21 protein-coding genes and 1 pseudogene are annotated in these 20,463 nt (G+C 60.9%); 7 read left to right on the top strand and 15 right to left on the bottom strand.

Annotated elements, in window-relative coordinates; genetic code table 11:
• The 5 genes and pseudogenes from JTP94_RS02705 to hppD form a co-directional block, all read right to left on the bottom strand.
• Window positions 1–75: pseudogene (locus tag JTP94_RS02705) on the bottom strand (IS6 family transposase); the annotation flags it as partial.
• Window positions 76–225: 150 nt separating this feature from the next.
• Window positions 226–858 carry a maleylacetoacetate isomerase gene (gene maiA / locus JTP94_RS02700; protein ID WP_204849006.1) on the bottom strand — a complete coding sequence of 211 codons (633 nt, stop codon included), beginning with the start codon at window positions 856–858 and terminating at the stop codon, window positions 226–228.
• The gene (locus JTP94_RS02695) at window positions 855–1,880 is read right to left on the bottom strand and encodes a fumarylacetoacetate hydrolase family protein (protein WP_204849005.1); all 1,026 of its coding nucleotides are present in this window, start codon (window positions 1,878–1,880) and stop codon (window positions 855–857) included. The genes maiA and JTP94_RS02695 overlap by 4 nt, the downstream gene beginning before the upstream one ends.
• Window positions 1,881–1,917: 37 nt before the next feature.
• Window positions 1,918–3,279: a homogentisate 1,2-dioxygenase gene (gene hmgA, locus JTP94_RS02690; RefSeq protein WP_204849004.1), complete on the bottom strand. Its 1,362-nt coding sequence runs from the start codon at window positions 3,277–3,279 to the stop codon at window positions 1,918–1,920.
• 59 nt (window positions 3,280–3,338) lie between these two features.
• Complete coding sequence (gene hppD / locus JTP94_RS02685) at window positions 3,339–4,448, bottom strand: 4-hydroxyphenylpyruvate dioxygenase (protein ID WP_204849003.1); 1,110 nt, start codon at window positions 4,446–4,448, stop codon at window positions 3,339–3,341.
• Window positions 4,449–4,577: 129 nt separating this feature from the next.
• Here hppD and JTP94_RS02680 point away from each other — a divergent pair, with 129 nt between their 5' ends.
• Window positions 4,578–5,057 carry an Lrp/AsnC family transcriptional regulator gene (locus JTP94_RS02680; protein ID WP_204849002.1) on the top strand — a complete coding sequence of 160 codons (480 nt, stop codon included), beginning with the start codon at window positions 4,578–4,580 and terminating at the stop codon, window positions 5,055–5,057.
• 30 nt (window positions 5,058–5,087) lie between these two features.
• Here the strand turns inward: JTP94_RS02680 and JTP94_RS02675 are convergent, their stop codons facing one another.
• Complete coding sequence (locus JTP94_RS02675) at window positions 5,088–5,549, bottom strand: Lrp/AsnC family transcriptional regulator (protein ID WP_034506095.1); 462 nt, start codon at window positions 5,547–5,549, stop codon at window positions 5,088–5,090.
• A 122-nt stretch (window positions 5,550–5,671) separates the two neighbouring features.
• On the opposite strand from JTP94_RS02675, the gene JTP94_RS02670 reads away from it, so the two are divergent.
• Complete coding sequence (locus JTP94_RS02670; protein ID WP_204849001.1) at window positions 5,672–6,463, top strand: phenylalanine 4-monooxygenase; 792 nt, start codon at window positions 5,672–5,674, stop codon at window positions 6,461–6,463.
• Between the two features lie 71 nt (window positions 6,464–6,534).
• On the opposite strand, the gene JTP94_RS02665 is transcribed toward JTP94_RS02670, so the two are convergent.
• From JTP94_RS02665 to JTP94_RS02625, 9 genes are all read right to left on the bottom strand, one after another.
• Complete coding sequence (locus tag JTP94_RS02665) at window positions 6,535–7,422, bottom strand: intradiol ring-cleavage dioxygenase (RefSeq protein WP_204849000.1); 888 nt, start codon at window positions 7,420–7,422, stop codon at window positions 6,535–6,537.
• 6 nt (window positions 7,423–7,428) lie between these two features.
• The gene (locus JTP94_RS02660) at window positions 7,429–9,183 is read right to left on the bottom strand and encodes an FAD-dependent monooxygenase (RefSeq protein ID WP_204848999.1); all 1,755 of its coding nucleotides are present in this window, start codon (window positions 9,181–9,183) and stop codon (window positions 7,429–7,431) included.
• The gene (locus JTP94_RS02655; RefSeq protein ID WP_204848998.1) at window positions 9,176–10,291 is read right to left on the bottom strand and encodes a branched-chain amino acid ABC transporter permease; all 1,116 of its coding nucleotides are present in this window, start codon (window positions 10,289–10,291) and stop codon (window positions 9,176–9,178) included. The genes JTP94_RS02660 and JTP94_RS02655 overlap by 8 nt, the downstream gene beginning before the upstream one ends.
• Window positions 10,292–10,298: 7 nt before the next feature.
• Window positions 10,299–11,162 (bottom strand): branched-chain amino acid ABC transporter permease, encoded by an 864-nt coding sequence (locus JTP94_RS02650; RefSeq protein WP_204848997.1) that lies wholly within the window; start codon window positions 11,160–11,162, stop codon window positions 10,299–10,301.
• Window positions 11,149–11,871: an ABC transporter ATP-binding protein gene (locus JTP94_RS02645; protein ID WP_204848996.1), complete on the bottom strand. Its 723-nt coding sequence runs from the start codon at window positions 11,869–11,871 to the stop codon at window positions 11,149–11,151. The genes JTP94_RS02650 and JTP94_RS02645 overlap by 14 nt, the downstream gene beginning before the upstream one ends.
• Complete coding sequence (locus JTP94_RS02640; RefSeq protein ID WP_204848995.1) at window positions 11,871–12,590, bottom strand: ABC transporter ATP-binding protein; 720 nt, start codon at window positions 12,588–12,590, stop codon at window positions 11,871–11,873. Before JTP94_RS02640 ends, JTP94_RS02645 begins: the two co-directional genes overlap by 1 nt.
• Window positions 12,591–12,660: 70 nt before the next feature.
• Window positions 12,661–13,941: an ABC transporter substrate-binding protein gene (locus JTP94_RS02635; RefSeq protein ID WP_204848994.1), complete on the bottom strand. Its 1,281-nt coding sequence runs from the start codon at window positions 13,939–13,941 to the stop codon at window positions 12,661–12,663.
• Between the two features lie 58 nt (window positions 13,942–13,999).
• On the bottom strand, window positions 14,000–15,058 hold the full coding sequence (locus JTP94_RS02630) for a maleylacetate reductase (RefSeq protein ID WP_204848993.1): 1,059 nt from the start codon (window positions 15,056–15,058) through the stop codon (window positions 14,000–14,002).
• Window positions 15,055–15,930, bottom strand: coding sequence for a dioxygenase (locus tag JTP94_RS02625; protein WP_204848992.1), 876 nt, complete (start codon window positions 15,928–15,930; stop codon window positions 15,055–15,057). Before JTP94_RS02625 ends, JTP94_RS02630 begins: the two co-directional genes overlap by 4 nt.
• A 98-nt stretch (window positions 15,931–16,028) precedes the next feature.
• Here JTP94_RS02625 and JTP94_RS02620 point away from each other — a divergent pair, with 98 nt between their 5' ends.
• The 5 genes from JTP94_RS02620 to JTP94_RS02600 all read left to right on the top strand — a co-directional run bounded on the left by JTP94_RS02620 (window position 16,029) and on the right by JTP94_RS02600 (window position 20,463).
• On the top strand, window positions 16,029–16,979 hold the full coding sequence (locus tag JTP94_RS02620) for a LysR family transcriptional regulator (RefSeq protein WP_204848991.1): 951 nt from the start codon (window positions 16,029–16,031) through the stop codon (window positions 16,977–16,979).
• A gap of 317 nt (window positions 16,980–17,296) precedes the next feature.
• A complete protein-coding gene (locus tag JTP94_RS02615; protein ID WP_037193052.1) occupies window positions 17,297–17,779 on the top strand; it encodes an MSMEG_0572/Sll0783 family nitrogen starvation response protein in 483 nt (160 codons plus the stop codon).
• Window positions 17,780–17,835: 56 nt separating this feature from the next.
• Window positions 17,836–18,879 (top strand): Nit6803 family nitrilase, encoded by a 1,044-nt coding sequence (locus JTP94_RS02610; RefSeq protein ID WP_204848990.1) that lies wholly within the window; start codon window positions 17,836–17,838, stop codon window positions 18,877–18,879.
• Window positions 18,806–19,924 carry an MSMEG_0568 family radical SAM protein gene (locus JTP94_RS02605; protein ID WP_204848989.1) on the top strand — a complete coding sequence of 373 codons (1,119 nt, stop codon included), beginning with the start codon at window positions 18,806–18,808 and terminating at the stop codon, window positions 19,922–19,924. The genes JTP94_RS02610 and JTP94_RS02605 overlap by 74 nt, the downstream gene beginning before the upstream one ends.
• Window positions 19,921–20,463 (top strand): MSMEG_0567/Sll0786 family nitrogen starvation N-acetyltransferase, encoded by a 543-nt coding sequence (locus JTP94_RS02600; RefSeq protein ID WP_204848988.1) that lies wholly within the window; start codon window positions 19,921–19,923, stop codon window positions 20,461–20,463. Before JTP94_RS02605 ends, JTP94_RS02600 begins: the two co-directional genes overlap by 4 nt.

Genomic DNA, 20,463 nt, shown 5'->3' with positions numbered 1-20,463 from the left:
ATAAAGCCACACCGCGTGGGCAATGATTTCAGCGGGAAAGCGATGGCGACGATATAGCGGATCACGATCTGTCATCGCCCGTCATCGCACTTCAAATTCCACGTTCCGTTAAGTTGACGATGCCATCTCGTTGCTTCGGGGATCGACACTCAGATTGCTGCCCGGCGGACCGCTGTATTGGAGAGACTGGTCGCAGATTTTCGCCGTTGCGCCTCGGACCTTACACTACGGTTTCACGCGGTCCGGATGCGCTGCCTGGAAGGCAGGCAGCTCGGCGCACCGGCCATCGATTTCAACGATGCGCTTGAGATCAGTCACATCAACTCCCCAGCGACGGGCGTTATAGACTTGCGGGACAAGGCAGAGGTCCGCCATCGTCGGCCGATCTCCAAAGCTGAAATCCCCGTTGAATTCGCCGAGCATCACTTCCAGCTTGCGAAGTCCATCCGCAATGAAATGCTTCATCCATTCTTCGCGGGCGCCGGCCTTGTCCGTTATAGTCATGACATAGGCTGCGACATGCGTGTTGCATATCGGATGGATGTCCATGGCGATCGCGTAGGCAAGCGCCCGCACGTGCTGGCGGCCTGCACTATCCGCCGGCATCAAACCGCACTCGGGCCGAAGCTCCGCCAGATATTCGATGATGGACAGCGACTGCGTCAGCGTTCTCCCATCGATCACCAGCGTCGGTACGAGCCCCTGTGGGTTGAGCGCCAGATAGTCTGGCCCCCTCTGTTCACCTTCCAGCAAGTTGATCGATACGGTCTTATGGTCAATCTCGAGCATGTTGAGCGCGATGCGGACGCGATAACTCGCCGATGATCGCCAGTAGTCGTAGAGAACGACCTCATTCATTGCAGCTCCGATCCTCCATGTCTTTCGACGGTCTGCTCGATCGCTCCGAAGATCGAATGCCCGGCACGGTCGTGCATCTCGATGCGGACCTGATCGCCGAACCGCAGGAAGGGAGTCTTCGGCGATCCGTTTTCGATGGTCTCGATCATCCGGATCTCGGCGATGCAGGAATAGCCGGCACCACCGCTCTCGACCGGCTTGCCCGGCCCGCCCTCTAGCTTGTTGGAGACCGTTCCCGAGCCGATGATCGTTCCGGCTACAAGATCACGGGTCTTGGCGGCATGGGCGATCAGCTGGCCAAAATCGAACGTCATGTCGACGCCGGCATTCGCCTTCCCGAATGGCTTGGCGTTCAAGGTCACGAGCAAGGGGAGATGCAGCTTGCCGCCATCCCAGGCCTCTGCGAGCTCGTCCGGCGTCACGGCGACCGGAGAGAATGCCGATGCCGGCTTGGACTGGAAGAAACCGAACCCCTTTGCCAGCTCTTGCGGAATGAGGCCGCGCAGCGACACGTCGTTGACGAGCATCACCAAACGGATGGCTTGCCTGGCAAGCTGCGGACTTGACCCCATGGCGACGTCGCCGACGATAACGGCGACCTCGCCCTCCATGTCGATCCCATAAGCCTCGTCGGCCGCCACGATCGGATCGCGTGGTGCGAGGAAGCCGTCCGAGCCGCCCTGGTACATCAGCGGATCGGTCCAGAAGCTTGTCGGCAACTCGGCACCCCGCGCCTTGCGCACCAGTTCGACATGATTGACATAGGCAGAACCGTCAGCCCACTGATAGGCCCGCGGCAAAGGCGATGCGGCGTCGTGTTCATGGAACCTCATCGTCGGCTGGGCGCCCGTCTCGATACCCTCGGCAACCTGCTGAAGTCTAGGCGCCACATGCTCCCAGTCGTCGAGGGCGGCCTGCAAGGTGCGGGCGATATGACCGACCTCGGAGCAGCGGGTCAGGTCGCGGGAGACGACGACGAGCCGGCCGTCCCTAGTGGAGTCTTTCAAAGTCGCAAGCTTCATGTGCTGGTTCCACCGTCAGAGGATGCGTGGCCGGTCTTCACTTGATGCCCGGCGTGCCGTCGAACCTGCGCTCCAGGCCGTCCCAGCACTCCAGGTAATTATCCTGCAGCGTTTCCAGCTCCGCCGCGTATTTCGTCACCTGCTGCGGGTACCGGGTCTCGAACATGAAGGCCATGGTGTTATCGAGCTTCACGGGCTTGAGTTCCGTATTGGATGCCTTTTCGAAGCCCGACGCATCCGGTCCATGGGGAAGCATCATGTTGTGCAGACTTATGCCGCCCGGCACGAAGCCCTCTTCCTTTGCATCATACTGACCGTGGATCAGGCCCATGAACTCGCTCATGATGTTGCGGTGGTACCAGGGCGGACGGAAGGTGTGTTCGGCCACCAGCCAGCGCGGTGGGAAAATCACGAAATCGACATTCGCCGTGCCTGCTGCTTCGGTCGGCGCGGTCAGCACCGTGAAAATCGAGGGATCGGGGTGATCGAACAGGATCGCGCCGACCGGGGAGAATGTCCGCAGGTCGTATTTGTAAGGCGCATAATTGCCATGCCAGGCCACCACATCGAGGGGGGAGTGGCCGATGTCCGTGACATAGAATTTCCCACACCATTTGACATGCACGCGGCAAGGCGTTTCCTTGTCCTCGAATGCTGCGACCGGCGTCTTGAAGTCGCGTGGGTTTGCCAGGCAGTTCGCGCCGATCGGCCCGCGATCCGGCAACGTGAATTTCGCGCCGTAATTCTCACAGATATATCCGCGCCAGACCTTCTGGTCGCCGATGCGCAGCACCTTGAACATCATGCCGCGAGGGATGATGCATATTTCCAAGGGCTCGACATCGATGACACCCATTTCAGTGAATATTCGAATGGCGCCGATCTGCGGGGCGACCAGCAATTCGCCATCGGCATTGAAGAAGTAGTCGTCAACCATGTCCTCGTTGAAGACATAGGCATGAGCGGCCATCCCTGTCTGGGTCAGGACATCGCCCGCCGTCGTGATCGTCCGCACCCCTTCAAGGAAGGTCAGCTTTTCGTCAGGCACCGGCACGGGACCCCAGCGGAGCTGGCCGAGCGGAAGCGAATGATCGTCCAGGCAAGGCGCCGATTTCCAGAGCGGATAGGAAGCATTCGAAAAGCGGCGGGTATGGCGCACGCTTGGACGAATGCGATAGAGCCAGGATCTTTCGTTCGTCCCGCGTGGTGCCGTGAAAGGCGAGCCGGAAAGCTGCTCGGCATAAAGACCGTAGTTGCATTTCTGCGGGCTGTTCTGGCCTTGCGGCAAAGCGCCAGGAAGCGACTCGCTTTCGAAATCGTTGCCGAATCCGGGCATGTATTTGAGGTTACTTGCCGCCAGAGCCTCACGGTCGGAAGTCTTAGATATCGTCTGGTCCATCGCTCAATTCCTCCCGAAAACTGAGGGCGACCCAATGCAATCACCGGGTCGCCTGGAGATCATTCGGCCGCCGTGCCGATGACACCGCGCTTGATCTGATCCGCCTCGATCGACTCGAAAAGAGCACGGAAATTGCCTTCGCCGAAGCCCTCGTCGCCTTTGCGCTGAATGAATTCGAAGAAGATCGGGCCGATGACGGTTTTGGAGAAGATCTGCAGCAGGATCTTCGTCAGGCCGCCATTCACCACACCTTCGCCGTCGATGAGAATACCATGCTTTTTCATCCGGTCGATGGGCTCGTCGTGGCCGTTCACACGCTTATAGGACATATCGTAGTAGGTCTCCGGCGGACCTGGCATGAAGCGCAGGCCATTGTCGGCGAGCCTGTCGGTGCCTTCGTAGATGTCTTCCGTTCCGACGGCGATGTGCTGGATGCCCTCGCCCTTGTACTTCTTCAGGAACTCCTCGATCTGGCTTGTGTCATCCTTCGATTCATTCAGCGGAATGCGGATCTTGCCGCAGGGAGACGTGATCGCGCGGCTCACCAGACCGGTGATGCGCCCGTCGATATCGAAGAAGTGGATCTGCTTGAAATTGAACAGTTCGCGATAAAATGCCCACCACTTGTCCATGTTACCGCGGAAGACGTTGTGCGTGAGATGGTCGAGATAATAGAAGCCGACACCTTCGGGATGCGGATTCTGCTCGCCGAGCCAATCGAACTCGGCATCGTAAGCTGATCCCTTTTTACCATAGGTCTCGACGAAATAGAGCAGCGAACCGCCGATGCCGACGATCGCCGGGACATCGAGCGCCTTGTCATTCCCTTCATAGGGAACGGCACCTTTTGACACGGCGTGGTCGAAGGCGTGCTTGGCGTCAACGACCCGCCAGGCCATCGACGGGGCGGCGGGGCCGTGTTCTGCCACAAAACGGGCGGCATGGCTGCCCGGCTCGGCATTCAGGACATAATTGATATCGCCTTGACGCCAGACGGTGATGTCCTTCGTCTTGTGCTTGGCGACGGGAACATAGCCCATGCGCGTGAAGAGCTCGCGCAGTTTCTCGGGCTCGGGGTGAGCGAATTCAACGAATTCGAAGCCGTCGGTGCCGGCCGGATTGTCGGCGGTGATTTCCGACGGCGGCGCATCATGCGGAAAAGGACCCATTTTCTCCTCCTCAGAGATGGTACTTTGACTATGCAAAGTATGGCCCAAAATGCGCGCAAAGTGCTTGCATTCTCAATGCAAAACGAAAATATTATACACAATCTGTGAGCTTTTTGAAAGTTTTGCGCAATGGATGAACCGCTCGATAAACTGGATCTGCGTCTTCTCGAGGAGTTGCAGAAGGATGGCAGGCTGACGAACAACGAACTGGGTGAGCGCATCGCACTTTCGCCGTCGCAGTGCTCACGCCGGCGCACCAGGCTGGAGGCGGAGGGCTATATTCGCGGCTATCAGGCCAATCTCGATCGCCAGAAGCTGGGTCTGGACATGCTGGTGGTCATCTCCGTGACGCTTGCGACCCACAACCGGGACAATGCCCGCCGATTTTCGCAATTGATCAACGGGCTGCCGGAAGTGCTGGAAGCCTATGCGCTGACGGGCGAGATGGATTATCACCTGAAGATCGCGACCCGCGGGCTCGCCGGCCTCTCGAGATTCGTCAACGACGTCCTGTTGCCGCACGAGTCGGTGCAGCACGTAAAGACTTCCATTGTCCTCGACACACTCAAGACATTCGAAGGGTTCCCGGTTCTCATGCAGCACAGCTGAATTGGCGGCGTGCATCCGGCGCTACAGGCGCTAGATCGGCAGTTCGGTCGAGAACTTCAATTCACGCAGCACAAAGCTCGACACCACCGTGCGCACACGCCGGTTGCGCAGGAGGTAATGGGTCATGAAGGCCTCGTAGCTTTCCACATCCCTCGCCCTGATCTTCAGCATGTAGTCGAAGGCGCCGGACAGGGCATAGCATTCCATGATCTCCGGCCGCTCCGATACCACCGAGGCAAAAGACGCCACCGTCTCCTCGTGGTGATCCTCCAGCGTTACATGGGCGATCACGCAGAGCTTGAGATCGAGTTTGCCGGGATCGAGCAGCGTCACGCGCTTGCGGATGACACCATCCGACTCCAGTTCCTGGATCTTTCGCCATGTCGAACTCTGCGACATGCCGGCCTTTTCCGACAGGTCTGCCAGCGAAAGACTGCCATCGGCCTGGATCGATTGCAGAAGCTTGCGGTGAGGATTCCCAGATTCTTTCATTTTCGCGCGATCCTTGAGAAAACTTGCCAACATCATGCCTATTTTCGCCGGAAAAGGAAAGAATTTCCCGCGAACTCGGTTCATAATTGGAAAGATATCGCAGCCTCTGGGAGGATCGAGCTATGGTCAAGGAAAGCAGCTACACCGCCAAATTGCCAGGCCCGGATGGCTTATACGCCTACACCGCCGAAGAAGATGCGATTTGGGGCGAACTCTACGGGCGTCAGTTAAAGCTGCTCGCCAATATGGCTTGCCGCGAGTATCTGGACGGCGTCAAAACCCTGGGGCTCAAGCCGGACAAGGTGCCGCAACTGCGCGATGTCAACCGCCGCCTGAACGAAACGACGGGCTTCGGCGTGGAAGGCGTGCCGGCGCTCATTCCGCCTTCCCGCTTCTACGAGCTCTTGTCGCAGGGCAAGTTTCCGCTCGCAACCTTCCTGCGTCGCCGCGAGCACATCGACTATATCGAGGAACCGGACCTGTTCCACGAGGTCTTCGGCCACTGCCCGCTGCTGACCAACCAGAGTTACGCCAATTTCGTAAGGCATTTCGGCGAAACCGCCGTGCGTCTCGGCAAGGGCTATTCCTGGCATCTGTTCCGCATCTTCTGGTTCACTGTCGAGTTCGGCCTGATCAATACGCCGGAAGGCCGCCGCTGCTTCGGCGCAGGCATCGTCTCCTCGCCAAGCGAAGCGAAAGCGGCAATGGAGGGCAAGTCGTGCGAGTTTCGGCCGTTCGATCTCTTGAGCGTGCTCAGAACGCCCTACCGGATCGATATCGTCCAGCCGATCTATTACGTCATTGATAGCTTCAGCGATCTTGAAGCGATCGTCGATGAGGATATCGAAGGCCTGATCCTCAAGGCGAAGTCACTGGGCGATTTCGCGCCCGCCTTCGAAGCCAAGGCCTCGTAAGCCGCTGACGACAAGGATCGGCAGCCCACCTTCCGGCTGCCGATTGTCCAAGACGCATCGTTAACCATGTCCTAGACTTCTCGCTTATGGGCGAGAACGAAGTCGTGGTTGACCTCCCAGAATTTGCCCGAGAATTCTAGCTGTTTCGACCGTGCTTGATCTTCCGTCAGCCTGAACTTAGCGAGCAGGCTCTCCTTCACGCCGAAGACCGCATCCGAATGGATGTAGGGATCATCCGGATCGAAGATGTGGGTCGTCAGCGTTTCAAAACCATCGGCCGAGATGATGTAGTGCAGATGCGCCGGCCGGTACGGGTGACGGCCGAGCTGGGCCAGCAACTGGCCGACCGGTCCATCATCCGGGATCGGATAGTATTTCGGCTTGACCGCCCGGAACCAGTAGGTGCCATCCGCTCCGGTTCGGAATATCCCGCGCAGATTAAAATCAGGCTGAAGACCTTTCTGCTGGACATCGTAGAAGCCCTCGTCATTGGCCTGCCAGACATCAATGACCGCATCCTTGATAGGGTTACCCTCTATATCCAGGATGCGGCCGGAGATCACCATATCCTCGCCCTTGCTATCGAGGCAGATATTGGCGCCCATCGGCAATTCCGGCGCATCGGCGACATGGAACGGACCCAGCACGGTGCTCTCGGATGCGCCCGTAGGCTTGCGGTTGTTGATGGCGTCGACCAGCATCGACACGCCAAGCACGTCCGAAAGCAGGATAAATTCCTGACGCCACTCGTTGCACATCCCGCCCGTCCGGGTGAGGAAGAGGATCGCCTCCATCCACTCTTCCTGGGTCGGCTCGATCTGCTTTACCGCCTCGTGAAGCTTCTGCGTAACGACCGACATGATCTCCTTCAGCCGTTCGCTTTTGGCGTTGGCGTTACGGCCGGTCACGACCTCGACCGAGTTTTCCTCTGTGAAATACCCTTTTTCATGCGCTTCCATGATCAGTCACCGATCCAAAATGATGTTCAACACGCGGCGCAGTTCACCGACAGGATCGGCGATGGTGCCGTCACAGCGCCAGGCGACGTGATGATCCGGACGAACGAGGATGGCGCCCGAATCTCGGATTTCACGCGCCCGCGCCCAATCGCCGGTATAGTCCTGCCATTGCTGCCGCGGACCGATCTTGTGCGCGATGAGCTCTATGCCGAGCTCCTTTGCAAGCGCCCTTGCCGCCGCAAGCCAGGCATCGCCGCCGATGCCGGTCAGCACGGTAAACCGTCCATGGCCGGTAATGTCGAGCGTCGACACCTTTTCCCCGTCGGGGCCGAAGAGCCAGGCATGCGGCAGGCGTGCGCCTGGCCATGTCGTCGGCTGATAATGCAGCTCCGCGTCCTTCTCGAAATCGGGCTCCGGCTGCCCGTCGGTGACGATGGCGTCCGACCGGTAGCGCTGGTTCATTTCGACACCATGCGCGTCGAATTCATAGACCTTGGCCGCAATGGCCTCGCGGATCTCCTTGCGCTGCCGTTCGGCGTCGGGCGTGTCGTCACAGCGGGCATCCATGTTTTGCTGCATCTTCACCGGATCGACGGAGTCCAGAAGGCCGCACGCCCTGAAGATCGGCCCGAATTCCTCGATCGACTTGTTGGCGCGGGTGACGATCTGCTTGGCGACCGGCGCCCGCTCCGCTTGATAGCTGTCGAGAAGGCCACGGCCCGCCTGCCCCCTGATCACCATTGCCAGCTTCCAGGCGAGGTTGAAACCGTCCTGAATGGACGTGTTGGAGCCTAGGCCGTTAGAGGGAGGATGGCGATGGGCGGCATCGCCCATGCAGAACACCCGGCCGTTGGACATGGCGGTGGCGTACATGTTGTTGACGGTCCAGGTCGACACGGATTTTATCTTCGGCTGCAGGTCGGCAACGCCGGTGAGGTCGCGCACCACCCTGATCGCAAATGCTTCGTCGACAGCCGGGGGCGGTTCGTTGATGTCATAGCCCCAGACGATCAACCACTCGTGCCAGGGCCGCACCATGCGCACGAGGCCCATGCCGATGCCGCCGACATCGGCTCCCGGCTGCAGCACCCAGTAAAGCACCGAGGGACGGCGCGAAACATAGGGCGAGAGATCCGCCTCGAAGAGGATGTTCATCGAGCCCGCGACCCCCATCTTTCCCTCGAAGCTGAGGCCGGCATGCTCGGCAACTTTGGAATTGCCGCCATCGGCGCCGATCAGAAACTTGGAGCGCACGGTGACCTCGTTCCCCGTCAGCCGATCGAGGCATGTCGTGGTCACGCCGTCCTCGTCCTGTACGTGGCTCAGATACTCCGTCGACATGCGCGCCTGCGCGCCACGCGAACAGGCGGTCTTGAAGAGGAGCGGCTCCATGAAGGTCTGGGGCAGATCGTTCATATGGCTCGGCGATGAGAGCTGGTGTTCCGCCTGCGAGAGCGGATGCGTGCCCCAGCTCTTCATGCGGCCGATCTCCTCGCCATTGATCGCCGTGCAGAAGACGTTTTCGCCCATCAGTTCCTGTTCGGTCGCGAACATATAGGCTTCGTCCTCCACATCGCGGCCCAGATCGCGCAGAACTTCCATGGTGCGCTGGTTGGTGATGTGCGCTCGCGGCGTGGTGGCCAGCCAGCGATAGCGGTTGATCACCAGAGGCTCCAACCCGTAGCTGGCCAGCAATGCGGCCGTCGCCGAGCCGGCAGGCCCCGTGCCAATGATGAGAACGTCGGTTGTGATGTCAGCCATTTGGCCCTCCCTTTGCTGATTGTGCGAGCGGTCTGCCCTTCAAGACACGGCGGACCGGAAAGAGTTCGATGCCGGTGCGCTCGCTGACCAAGCCCCAAAGGCCGCGCGGCGCAAACAACATGGTGGCGATCGCGAGTGCACCGAGCAGCAGCAGGTACCAGGACCCATAGCTTGCGAGCGCATTCTGCAGGAAAAAGAATAGGATGACGCCGAGGATCGGCCCCTCGATCGTTCCGATGCCGCCGATAACAACGATGAAAAGCACGTAGGCGGTCCAGTCCGTGAGCGAAAAGGCGGCATCCGGGGAAATCCGGCCCTTCTGCAGATAGATCAGGGCACCGACGATGCCTGTCAGAAAGGCCGTGGCGAGATAGACCGTCACCTTCATGCGCCTGGCATCCACACCCAACGCGCGAGCGGCGGTCTCGTTGTCGCGCACGGCCGCCAGGCCGAGGCCCTGCTTGCTTTTGAGCAGGCGATAGACGAAGCCGATGGTGACCGCGACCATGATCAGCGCCAGCCAGAAGGTGAGGGCATCGGCGGCAAGCGCTGCCTTCATGCCGAACCAATCCTTGAGCAGCGCGATGCCGGCCATGTCCCTGGTCGCCTCACGCGGTAAGGAGGTTCCCGTGCCGCCGCCGAGCATCTTCCACTGCGCAAGCACCAGCCGCCCGACTTCCGCGATCACCCAGGTGCCGATGGCGAAATAGGGTCCGTGCAGGCGAAACACGAAGAAGGCGGTGGGGATGGCGAGAAGTGCCGCAACCACACCGGCCAGTAGCACCGCGAGGATCGGGTCCAGGCCGAGAAGGATGACAAGTCCGAAGAGGGCATAGGCACCGCAGCCGACGAAAAGCTGCTGCCCGACCGAGATCAGTCCGGCATAGCCGGCAAGAAGGTTCCAGCTTTGCGCGAGCGCCAGCATGGTCAGAATGAAGAACAGGTCCTGCAGCACACCGCGCGATACCAAAAAGGGCGCGAAGGCCAAACCCGCAAGCAAGAGCAGAGCGACGCCCGCGAAGCCTGTCGAAAGCCGTGTGCCTATTTCGGTGCGCCAAGGGGTTTGGGATCCATCTTCTGTCATCATTGTTTCGAAACCTGACGTCATGGGGCCCTCAATCGACCGCTCGTGGGAAAAGACCACGCGGCTTGCAGACGAGTACGAGGAGAAAGGCGATGTGACCCGCCAGGATCTGCCACTCCGGATTGATGGCGGCACCGAAGGTCTGCGCAACGCCAAGGATAATACCGCCGGCGAGCGTCCCCCATAGCGAGCCGAGACCGCCGATGATCACGGCCTCGAAGGCGTAGATCAATCGCGACGGTCCGGCGCTCGGATCGAAATTCGCGCGGGTTCCGAGATAAAGTGCGGCGATCGTCACGACGACCATGGCGATCCCGGTCGCCATGGCAAAAATCCGTTCCGGACGGATGCCCATCAACCCTGCCGTCACCGGATCATCGGAGGTTGCCCGGAACGCGCGGCCGATCGATGTGCTGTAGATCAGGCGGTTCAGCACGAGGATGACAAGGATTGCCGAGGCGAATGTCAACAGCGGCATGAGGCCGATATTGAGGCCGGCAACCGGAATGGAGGCCGTCTCCAGTGCGCCGGCCGACACGCGGCGGCTGTCGGCACTGAAGCCTTCCATGAGCCCGTTTTGGATGACGATCGAGAGGCCGAAGGTGACGAGCAGCGGCGGCAGGATGTCCTTGCCGAGGGTGCGATTGAGAAGAAGGAATTGCACCAGCCAGCCGATCGCGAACATCAGGGGTGCTGCGATCGCGGCGGCGAGGAACGGATTGACCCCAAGCATCGAGACCAGCACGAGGATGAGAAAGGCCGCAAAGACGATAAGGTCTCCATGCGCCAGATTGACCAATCGCATGATGCCGAACACGAGGCTGAGCCCAGCGGCAAACAGGGCATAGAGCCCGCCGAGCAGAACGCCTTGGAGGATCGTATCAACCCAGTTCATGTTGATCAGCTCCGAAATAGGCGGCGTGGATCTGCGCGCGGTCGAGTTCTCCGGGGCGGCCGGTCAAGGTGATCCGGCCTTCCATCATGCAGTAGACACGGTCGGACACGGCAAGCGCCTGGCCGATATCCTGCTCGACGATGACGATGGCGGCGCCCGTAGCGCGGATGCGGGGGAAGGCCGCATAGATATCCTTGATGACGACGGGCGCCAGACCAAGGCTCAGCTCATCGCACAGCAGAACCTGCGGATTGGACATCAGCGCCCGACCGATCGCCACCATCTGCTGCTGGCCACCGGAAAGTGCCGTCGAAGGATTGTGCCGCCGCTCCTCAAGGATGGGAAAAAGCTCGTAGACGCTGCGCAGCGTCCACGGTCCGTCGACCTTGCGGCCGTATGTTCCGATCAGCAGGTTCTCCTCCACGGTCATGGAGGCAAACAGCTTGCGCCCTTCCGGAACGAGAGCGATGCCGCGAGCCATGACGTCGGGCGCAGAAAGCGCTCCGATCGGCTCACCTTTGTAGATCACCATCTCAGGCTGGTTGCTGAGAACGCCGGCGATCGATCGCATCAACGTCGATTTGCCGGCGCCATTGGCACCGATGACCGCGACCGTTTCACCGGCATCGAGGTACAGATCGACGCCGAAGAGCGCCTGGAAATCGCGGTAGAAGGCCTTGAGGCCGGCTATCTGCAGAAGGTTTGCCATCACACCTCCATGCCGAGATAGATTTCGCGGACGTCGCGCGAGTTCATGATGGCGTCGGGCTCGCCGATGCCGATCATCCGCCCGAAGTTGAGCACGAGCAATCGCTCGGCCACCGCCGTCAGCGCATGCAGCACGTGTTCGATCCAGATGATCGTCACACCCCGCTGATGAACGCGTTTGATCGTGGCGATCAGCTGCCGGCATTCGCCATCAGTCAGGCCGCCGGCGATTTCATCGAGCAGGAGAAGCTTGGGCTTGGTCGCCAAAGCACGCGCCAACTCCAGTCTCTTCCGTTCCAGCAGGGACAGAGAACCGGCAAGATTATTGGCCTTGCCGATGAGACCCGTGTCGACGAGGACATCGGCGCAATAGGCTTCCACCTCCCGCTCCGAAGTTCGCGAACCGAAGGCGCCGGCGACCAGCAGGTTTTCATAGACCGTCAACCGCTCGAAGGGCTGCGGGATCTGAAACGTGCGCCCCATACCGGCAAAGCACCGATGCATGGGAGGATCACGCGTCACGTCGCGACCGTCAAATTCGATCGATCCGCGATCAACAGCAAGATTGCCGGTGATCAGATTGAAGAGTGTCGACTTGCCCGCGCCATTCGGTCCTATGACGCCCAGGGCCTCGCCGGCCTCGACCGAAAAGCCGATGTTCTCGGCGACCACGAGTGCCCCGAAAGACTTGGATACGTCGTTCAGCTCAAGCAGGGGCATGGCGCTCCTCCCGATTGCTGTTGCCCCACCACGTCGAGCGTAGGGCAACGGGTTTGATGGCGGCGCGAGATCACGTCAGGGCTTCCAGCTTGCCGCCCAGGGGCACGTTGGGCGCCAGGCCGTTTTCGACCACGACGAGGTCATAGCCGCCATCGGTCTTCAGCCGCCATTGACCGCCGACCAGCGGCGTCTTGGCGACATTCTTCTGGGCGAACGGCGGCAGCTTGTCGCTTCCCCAGGCGATCGGTCCGACGAGCGTATCCAACTTGGTCTCGCCGATGGCTTTGGCGACGGCATCGCCCTCGCCCACATCCTCGGCCCGCTTCATCACATCGACAGCGAGCTCGAAGAGCGCATGGGCGAAGCCGATTGGCTGCGTCCATGGACGGCCGGTCGCCTGGGTGAAGGCTGCAGCCACGTCGGCGGCCGTTTGCCCCGTCAACGACGATTTGAAGGGATGGCTCGGCGTCCACCAGACCTCGGTCGAGAGATTATGGCCGGCATTGCCCAATGCCGCCACCGTCTGCGGGAACAGGAGCGCCTTGCCGATCGACGCGATCTTTGGCTTGAGACCCTGCTGCTTGGCCTGGTTCCAGAAGGTCGTCAGGTCGGGCGGAATGAGCACGCCGGTCAGGATATCGGTCTGGCCCTGCTTGAAGGCGTTGATCTGCGCGGAAAAATCATCCGTCAGGTTCTGGAAGCGGCCGGTGTCGGTGAGGCTGTAGCCGAGCTTTTCCAGCACGGGCGGGAAGCCCACGACCTTGTCGCCCCAGGCGTTGCCGTCACCATCATTGGGGAAGAGGCCACCGACCTTCTTGTTGGTCTCGATCTGGCTCCACATGCCGGTAAAGACGGCAATGATGTCCTCAAGCCCCCAGAAGAAGTGATAGGCATAGTTGAAGGGCTTCCAGCTCGACGGGTCACCCGGATTTCCCTGCTGGCCGATGAACCAGGGTTGCCAGGGCGCCACCGTGGAGATGCAGGGCATCTCCTCCGCCTCGCAGGTGGTGGACACCGGATTGGTGGTTTCCGGCGTCGACGAGACCAGCACCAGGTTGACCTCGTCGGTGACGATCAGTTCCTTCGCAACGGCAGCCGCCCGATTGGGATTGGATTGGCTGTCCTTGACCACGACCTCGTAGCTGAGGCCGAGCTTCTTGGTCGTCGCGATAAAATTGTCGATGACGAACTTATCGGCCTCGCCGAAGCCGGCGAGCGGCCCGGTCTGCGGGCTGACATAGCCGAGCTTGATCGGCTTCTTCTGGGCAATCGCCGGCGCCGCGAAAGCGGATACCGCAATCGCGGTGCCGCCGGCAGCCGTGGTTTTCAGAAAATCGCGTCTGGTAAACATGTTTCCTCCCATGATCCCCTCTCCTCCCAAAGAGCGCGCCTGCGGCGCGGATCGTTTCCTACCCCGGGCGTTTGCCTTCCCAGGCTTCCTGCAGCATTTGACGGATCGAGGCGCGATCGACCGGCCTCGGGTTCCAGTAAGGATTTTCCATTGCAGCCGATGTGGCCCTGTCGAGATCCTCCTCGCTGAGGCCGACAGCCTTCAGGCTCAAGGGCGCGCCGATCGACTTGGCAAAGTCCCAGAGGCCACCGCCGATGGAACCGCCAAAAAGCTCCGCCGCCGGGGCAAGCTCGCTGCGCGCGGCATGCGCATTGAAGGCTGCCGTATGCGGCAGCATGACAGCATGCGTCTCGGCATGCGGCGTGTCGAACAGGCCGCCCAGCGTGTGGCAGATCTTATGGTGCAGGGCCATGCCGACGGCCCCGAGAACCGAACCGCACAACCATGCGGCATAGAGCGCTTCGCTACGCGCAGAAGCATTCTTGGGATCATCGACTATGGCCGGTAGGCTGGACTTGAAAGCCCTCAGCCCCTCGATCGCCATCAGGCTCGAAATCGGATTGCGATCCTGCGCATAAAGTCCCTCGACGGCATGCGCCATGGCGTTCAGCCCGCTCGTCACGCTCATGATGACCGGCAATCCATGGGTCAGCAGCGGATCGTAAATGACGATCTCCGGCAATATCCTCTCATGCCGTACCGTCGTCTTCACACCCCGCTCGGTCTGGCCGAGGATGGGCGTGACCTCGGAGCCGGCATAGGTCGTCGGCACCACGATCTGGAGCAGATCCGTGCGATAGGCGATGGCCTTTCCAAGGCCGGTCGTCGAACCACCGCCGAGCGACACCACACAATCCGCCTTGGCTTCGCTAACGGCTTCCATCGCCCTCTCCGTCACGTCGACCGGCGTATGCATGACTGCGCCGGCAAAAACCCCGGCCGAGAGCTGCCCCAGGCTCTTCGAAAGAGCCTCCGCGTCGGCGCGCTGTTGCGGCGTGGACAGGACCAGTGCACGCTGACGGCCGGATTTCTCCACCCAGTCGGCCACGCTGTTGCTCTTGCCTTCGCCAAAGACGATCCGGGCAGCACTTCCGGCATAGGAAAATTCGCTGATCATCGCGGCCTCCCTGGTTTTGCCCTGACCATGACGAAGGTGAAGTCGAGCATCTTCGTCGACGCGTTATCCGTACCCGCGACCCGGAAATCCCGCAGCAATTCGGGCTTCACGCCGAACAGGGCATCCTCGCCTAGATGCGGATCGTTACGATCGTAGACATGCGTGGTGATGGTCTCGAACCCCGCGGCGCGAACGACGAAATGCAGGTGCGCGGGCCGGCGCAAGGGATAGCCAGCATTGGCGAGCAATCTGCCCACCGGCCCGTCGTCCGGCACGCCATATCCCTTCGGCACGATGGTTCGATACCGGATGCGGCCATCAGGATCGGTGCGAAACAGGCCACGCAGATTATACTCGGGCTGCAGGTCGGGCTGCTGGTTTTCGTAGAACCCTTGAGCGTTCGCCTGCCAGGTGATGACTTCGGCGCCGGCGACAGGCTGGCCGTCAAGATCCTGCACACGTGCGGACACGGAAAGGGGCTCGCCCACACCATCGAGCGAGATCGAAGCGCCAGGCGCGCGCTCCGGGGCATCATCGCGGAAGAAAGGCCCCCGAACCGTATTCGGGGTCGCGCCTTTCGGCCGCTTCGAGTTGATTTCCTCGACCAGCGCCGAGGCACCGAGGAGATCTGACAGCAGCACCCATTCCTGTCGGCGCTCGTCGCTTGCGTGGCCAACCTCTGTCAGAAAGGCAATCACCTTGCGCCACTCGTCCTGTGTCGGCCGGAATTCCTTGATGAGGTCGTGGACATGCTCCACGACAGCCGCCATCAGCTGAGCCAGCTGATTGCCTCTTTGTTGAGGAAGGCGCCCGGCAAAGACCTCCGACGAGGTCGCCTCGCTAAAAATCGGCATATCGGCACTCGGCGACATGCATCTCCTCCCACATACGCAAGCCTGATTGATTGCAGGCTAGCACCAGGAGGTGGGAGCGTTGATGATTTCTTTCCGCTATAATATAACGGATTGTTATGAAGATCGACGAACGCCACCTTATCCAGCTTGCCGCTGTGGTTAAAACCGGCGGCGTCACCGAAGGCGCGGCCCTTCTGGGCCTTGCCCAACCGGCCGTGTCGCGCACGCTTTCGATGCTGGAGCAACGATTGGGAGAGCCGCTCTTCATCAAGGGCAGGCGACCGCTGCAGCCGACGGCGCTTGGATCGTCGCTCGCCGAATACGGCTTGGTCATGCTGGCGGCCTCCCGCAAGGCGACGGATTTGGTAGAGAGCTTCCGCGTCGGCAAGAGCGGCGTCGTCCGCGTCGGAGGGACCCCTTTCTTCATGGATGCGCTGATCGCCGGACTATGCGCCGAATTCCAGACGACGCATCCGGATGTGCGGATAGAGCAGTCCTACGGCTATTTTGCCGATCTCAGAGCTGCCCTCAAGGCCGACCAGATCGACCTCGCCATCTGCCCCATCGATATTCTTGATGAAGGCTCGGGGCTGGAATTCCAGCAGATTTTGCCCGGTCGCAACGTCATCGCCTGCAGGGTAACCCATCCTCTGCTGCTGAAAAGAAAACTTCAGCCGGCACAGCTTCTTGACTATCCTTGGGTCGCCCCGCCGCCGGGCAGCCCGCTGCTGGCCGACCTGCGCGCGCTGCTCCTGTCGTTCGGCGCGACCGAGATCAAGATCCGCTATTCCGGCGGGTCGCTGATGGGGGTGATCAACTATCTGAAAGCTGCGGACGCTCTGACAGTCATGCCGCACAGTGTGGTATTCGCCCAACGCAAGGACAAGAGTATCACCGCGCTGCCGATCAACATTCCCCACCCCGAGCGCGCTCTTTCCATCCTGAAACGTATCGATGCGCCGCGCTCTCCTGCGGTCGACCAGTTCGCGGACTTTGTCCGCTCGGGCTTCGAGACATTGAGGCACCTTATCAAGCGCCATGAGGAGTCCGTCGTCTGGGGGGTGTAGCGCGGCAAGTCTTGGCCCATCCCATCCCGCGCGCTAGCATCTCATCGAAATCTCTTTCCTGACGTGAACGCGTCTGCCGCGCTCACAAATGATTGCATATTGTATGCATTCATTGGATGCACGGTAGGTTTCATTTTTGGCAGGATTTTGCCCCATATTTGGCCATGTGTCAGATATATCAAATTATTGATCGCATAATTGAATGCATATTACATTCGTTTGACTGTAATTTAGGCAAAACGGATATTGGCACGGCGCTTGCAATTGACTGGCTGTACCCCCGCGACGGGGCCTGACTTCAAACACAGGAGCCATTCATGCCCACAATTACCGCACCCGCCCATGCTGACGGAGATTTTCTCGTCGACTACGAAGAGAAGGTCTTCGAGGACGTTCAGGCCAAAGAGGGTGAGAAAGCCCTCATCACCTTCCACACCGTTGCCTTCGAAGGTTCGATCGGCCTTGTGAACCTGCTCCAGGCAAAGCGCCTGAAGCGAAAGGGCTTCGAAACATCCGTTCTTCTCTACGGCCCGGGCGTTACGCTCGGCGTGCAGCGCGGCTTTCCCAGGCTCGGAGCCGAAGCCTTCCCGGGCCATCTGAACTTCAACAACCAGATCAAGGGCTTCATGGAGGAAGGCGGCAAGGTCTATGCATGCCGGTTCGCGCTCCAGGCGCTCTACGGCCATGGCGAATCCTCGCTCATTCCGGGCATCAGGCCGATCAGCCCGCTCGACGTTCTCGACCTCATCCTGATCCATCGCCGCGATGGCGCCTTCATCCTCGACACCTGGACGCTCTGATCCGCCGGAGGCGGAGCGCCGCTTCGCCTCCCTCGTCCCAACCGATGGAGTCCGCCATGGAGAAGAAACCGATCGTTCGCGCCGCCGCCGCGCAAATCGCGCCGGACCTGACCTCGCGGGAAAAGACGCTCGCGCGGGTTCTGGAAGCAATCCGGGAGGCCGCATCGAAAGGTGCGGATCTCATCGTCTTTCCGGAGACATTCGTTCCCTGGTATCCCTATTTCTCATTCGTGCTGCCGCCGGTTCTCTCCGGCAAGGAACACCTGCGCCTCTATCAAGAGGCGGTCACCGTGCCTAGTGCTGCTACGGAGGCGGTCGCCGCCGCGGCCCGCGAGCACGGTATCGTCGTCGCGCTCGGCATCAACGAGCGGGATCATGGCTCGCTCTATAACGGCCAGCTCCTCTTCGATGCCGACGGCACGCTCATCCTGAAGCGCCGCAAGATCACACCGACCTTCCATGAGCGGATGATCTGGGGCCAGGGCGACGGCTCGGGCCTTACGGTCGTCGACAGCCGCATCGGGCGGCTCGGGGCGCTTGCCTGCTGGGAGCATTACAATCCGCTCGCCCGCTACGCGCTGATGGCCCAGCACGAGGAAATCCACATCGCTCAGTTTCCGGGTTCGATGGTCGGGCCGATCTTTGCCGAGCAGATGGAAGTGACCATCCGCCACCATGCGCTGGAAAGCGGATGCTTCGTGGTCAATGCCACGGGTTGGCTGACCGACGAGCAGATCGTCTCGATCACGCCCGACCAGACCCTGCAGAAGGCGCTGCGCGGCGGCTGCATGACGGCGATCATCTCGCCCGAAGGCCGGCATCTCGCCCCGCCGCTCACCGAGGGCGAAGGCATATTGATCGCCGATCTCGACATGAGCCTGATCGTCAAGCGCAAGCGGATGATGGATTCCGTCGGCCACTACGCCCGCCCCGAACTTCTGCATCTCGCCATCGACAGCCGCGCCACGGCGCCGATGGTCGCCTCCCCCAATTCTTTCGAAATCGCACCCGCAAGGAACAATACCGATGGACACGACGACGCGTCTTCCGACCGAAATCCTGATCAACGAATTACAGTCGTTCGGAGCCAGGCTGGTTGATCCGAAAGCGGGCCACGAAAGCCGCCGTGGCGGCGCCGGCCCGTCCGACCACAAGCCGATGACGATCGACGGCATGACGGTCATGGTGCCCGTGCACACGGCGCCGGCTTTCGAGAGCCCCTATCTCGTCGAGCGACCGGACGAGAGCGGCAGGAGCCGCATCAGTCGCGACGGCCGCGTGCTCGGCGAGGTCTCCTTTCCGCTGCGCCCGCGCTTCTACGAGCAATCGACGGCCGACGGCGTTCCCTATTCGCAGATAGCCGTGCTGCACGGCCGCGACGTGCTCGCGACCACGGTGCTGCAGACCTGCATCCGCTATCAAAGCCGCACGAAGACCTGTCAGTTCTGCGCTATCGGCCAGTCACTGGCCGCCGGCCGCACGATTGCCCACAAGACCCCGGAACAGCTTGCGGAAGTGGCCAAGGCGGCCGTCGAGCTCGACGGCGTCAAGCACATGGTCATGACGACGGGTACGCCAAAAGGGCCGGATCGCGGCGCGGCAATCCTTGCCGACAGCGCCCGCGCCATCAAGGCCGCCGTCGACCTGCCGATCCAGGCGCAATGCGAACCGCCCGAAGACGACGCCTGGTTTGCCCGCATGAAAGAGGCCGGTATCGATGCGCTCGGCATGCATCTCGAGGTGGTAACGCCCGAAATCCGCGCCCGCATCATGCCGGGCAAGGCGCAGGTGCCGATCAGCAAATACATGTCCTCCTTCAAGGCTGCGGTGGAGGTCTTCGGGCGTGGGCAGGTCTCGACCTACATCCTCGCCGGCCTCGGGGATACAAGCCAAGCCATTCTCGATATCTGCGAAAGGCTGGTCGCAATCGGCGTCTATCCCTTCGTGGTGCCGTTCGTGCCGATATCGGGCACACCACTCGAAAGCCATCCGGCGCCCAAGCCGGATTTCATGCATTCGATCCTCGGCCCTCTCTCGAAAATGCTGGTCGAAAGCGGACTGAAGGCGACCGACATCAAGGCCGGCTGCGGCAAATGCGGCGCCTGCTCGGCCCTTTCCACCTATGAAAGGATGCTGACCAGATGATCTTCGAGCCCTTCGCACCCTACCAGGCCGGCGAATTCCAGGTGAAGTTCGCAACATCCGCATGGGAGCGGCGGGAAGCGCATGCGTTGCGCCGCTCCGTCTTCTGCGGGGAGCAGAAAATTTTTAAAGGAGACGATCGCGACGCGATCGACGATCATGCGATCCCGATCGTAGCACTCTCCATGATGGGGCCGGTCGCCGACAGGCTGGTCGGCACGGTGCGCATTCATCAGGCCGAGCCCGGTCTGTGGTGGGGCTCGCGGCTCGCGGTTCACGAGGATTTCCGCAAGATTGGCGCGCTCGGCGCAACACTCATCCGGCTCGCCGTCTCCTCCGCCAATGCGATGGGCTGCCACACCTTCCTCGCCAATGTGCAGGTTCAGAACGGCTTGCTGTTCCGCCGCCTGCATTGGGACGTGATCGAGGAGTTCGAGATCTACGGCAAGCCGCATCTGAGGATGAAAGCCGACCTTGCCTGGTATCCTCCTTGCCCGACGCCGGAAACGGGATTCGTCGCCCTGCCGAAGAAGGCGGCCTGA

The organism is Martinezella lusitana, from assembly GCF_016901135.1.
GTDB classification, from domain to species: Bacteria; Pseudomonadota; Alphaproteobacteria; order Rhizobiales; family Rhizobiaceae; genus Rhizobium; species Rhizobium lusitanum_D.
This window is presented reverse-complemented; position numbering and strand designations above follow the sequence as displayed.

What these genes read in the sequence shown, in the direction of transcription:
- maiA (WP_204849006.1), bottom strand. Translation starts at nt 858, where the DNA reads ATGAATGAGGTCGTTCTCTACGACTACTGGCGATCATCGGCGAGTTAT.
- JTP94_RS02695 (WP_204849005.1), bottom strand. Translation starts at nt 1,880, where the DNA reads ATGAAGCTTGCGACTTTGAAAGACTCCACTAGGGACGGCCGGCTCGTC.
- hmgA (WP_204849004.1), bottom strand. Translation starts at nt 3,279, where the DNA reads ATGGACCAGACGATATCTAAGACTTCCGACCGTGAGGCTCTGGCGGCA.
- hppD (WP_204849003.1), bottom strand. Translation starts at nt 4,448, where the DNA reads ATGGGTCCTTTTCCGCATGATGCGCCGCCGTCGGAAATCACCGCCGAC.
- JTP94_RS02680 (WP_204849002.1), top strand. Translation starts at nt 4,578, where the DNA reads ATGGATGAACCGCTCGATAAACTGGATCTGCGTCTTCTCGAGGAGTTG.
- JTP94_RS02675 (WP_034506095.1), bottom strand. Translation starts at nt 5,549, where the DNA reads ATGAAAGAATCTGGGAATCCTCACCGCAAGCTTCTGCAATCGATCCAG.
- JTP94_RS02670 (WP_204849001.1), top strand. Translation starts at nt 5,672, where the DNA reads ATGGTCAAGGAAAGCAGCTACACCGCCAAATTGCCAGGCCCGGATGGC.
- JTP94_RS02665 (WP_204849000.1), bottom strand. Translation starts at nt 7,422, where the DNA reads ATGGAAGCGCATGAAAAAGGGTATTTCACAGAGGAAAACTCGGTCGAG.
- JTP94_RS02660 (WP_204848999.1), bottom strand. Translation starts at nt 9,183, where the DNA reads ATGGCTGACATCACAACCGACGTTCTCATCATTGGCACGGGGCCTGCC.
- JTP94_RS02655 (WP_204848998.1), bottom strand. Translation starts at nt 10,291, where the DNA reads ATGACGTCAGGTTTCGAAACAATGATGACAGAAGATGGATCCCAAACC.
- JTP94_RS02650 (WP_204848997.1), bottom strand. Translation starts at nt 11,162, where the DNA reads ATGAACTGGGTTGATACGATCCTCCAAGGCGTTCTGCTCGGCGGGCTC.
- JTP94_RS02645 (WP_204848996.1), bottom strand. Translation starts at nt 11,871, where the DNA reads ATGGCAAACCTTCTGCAGATAGCCGGCCTCAAGGCCTTCTACCGCGAT.
- JTP94_RS02640 (WP_204848995.1), bottom strand. Translation starts at nt 12,590, where the DNA reads ATGCCCCTGCTTGAGCTGAACGACGTATCCAAGTCTTTCGGGGCACTC.
- JTP94_RS02635 (WP_204848994.1), bottom strand. Translation starts at nt 13,941, where the DNA reads ATGTTTACCAGACGCGATTTTCTGAAAACCACGGCTGCCGGCGGCACC.
- JTP94_RS02630 (WP_204848993.1), bottom strand. Translation starts at nt 15,058, where the DNA reads ATGATCAGCGAATTTTCCTATGCCGGAAGTGCTGCCCGGATCGTCTTT.
- JTP94_RS02625 (WP_204848992.1), bottom strand. Translation starts at nt 15,930, where the DNA reads ATGTCGCCGAGTGCCGATATGCCGATTTTTAGCGAGGCGACCTCGTCG.
- JTP94_RS02620 (WP_204848991.1), top strand. Translation starts at nt 16,029, where the DNA reads ATGAAGATCGACGAACGCCACCTTATCCAGCTTGCCGCTGTGGTTAAA.
- JTP94_RS02615 (WP_037193052.1), top strand. Translation starts at nt 17,297, where the DNA reads ATGCCCACAATTACCGCACCCGCCCATGCTGACGGAGATTTTCTCGTC.
- JTP94_RS02610 (WP_204848990.1), top strand. Translation starts at nt 17,836, where the DNA reads ATGGAGAAGAAACCGATCGTTCGCGCCGCCGCCGCGCAAATCGCGCCG.
- JTP94_RS02605 (WP_204848989.1), top strand. Translation starts at nt 18,806, where the DNA reads ATGGACACGACGACGCGTCTTCCGACCGAAATCCTGATCAACGAATTA.
- JTP94_RS02600 (WP_204848988.1), top strand. Translation starts at nt 19,921, where the DNA reads ATGATCTTCGAGCCCTTCGCACCCTACCAGGCCGGCGAATTCCAGGTG.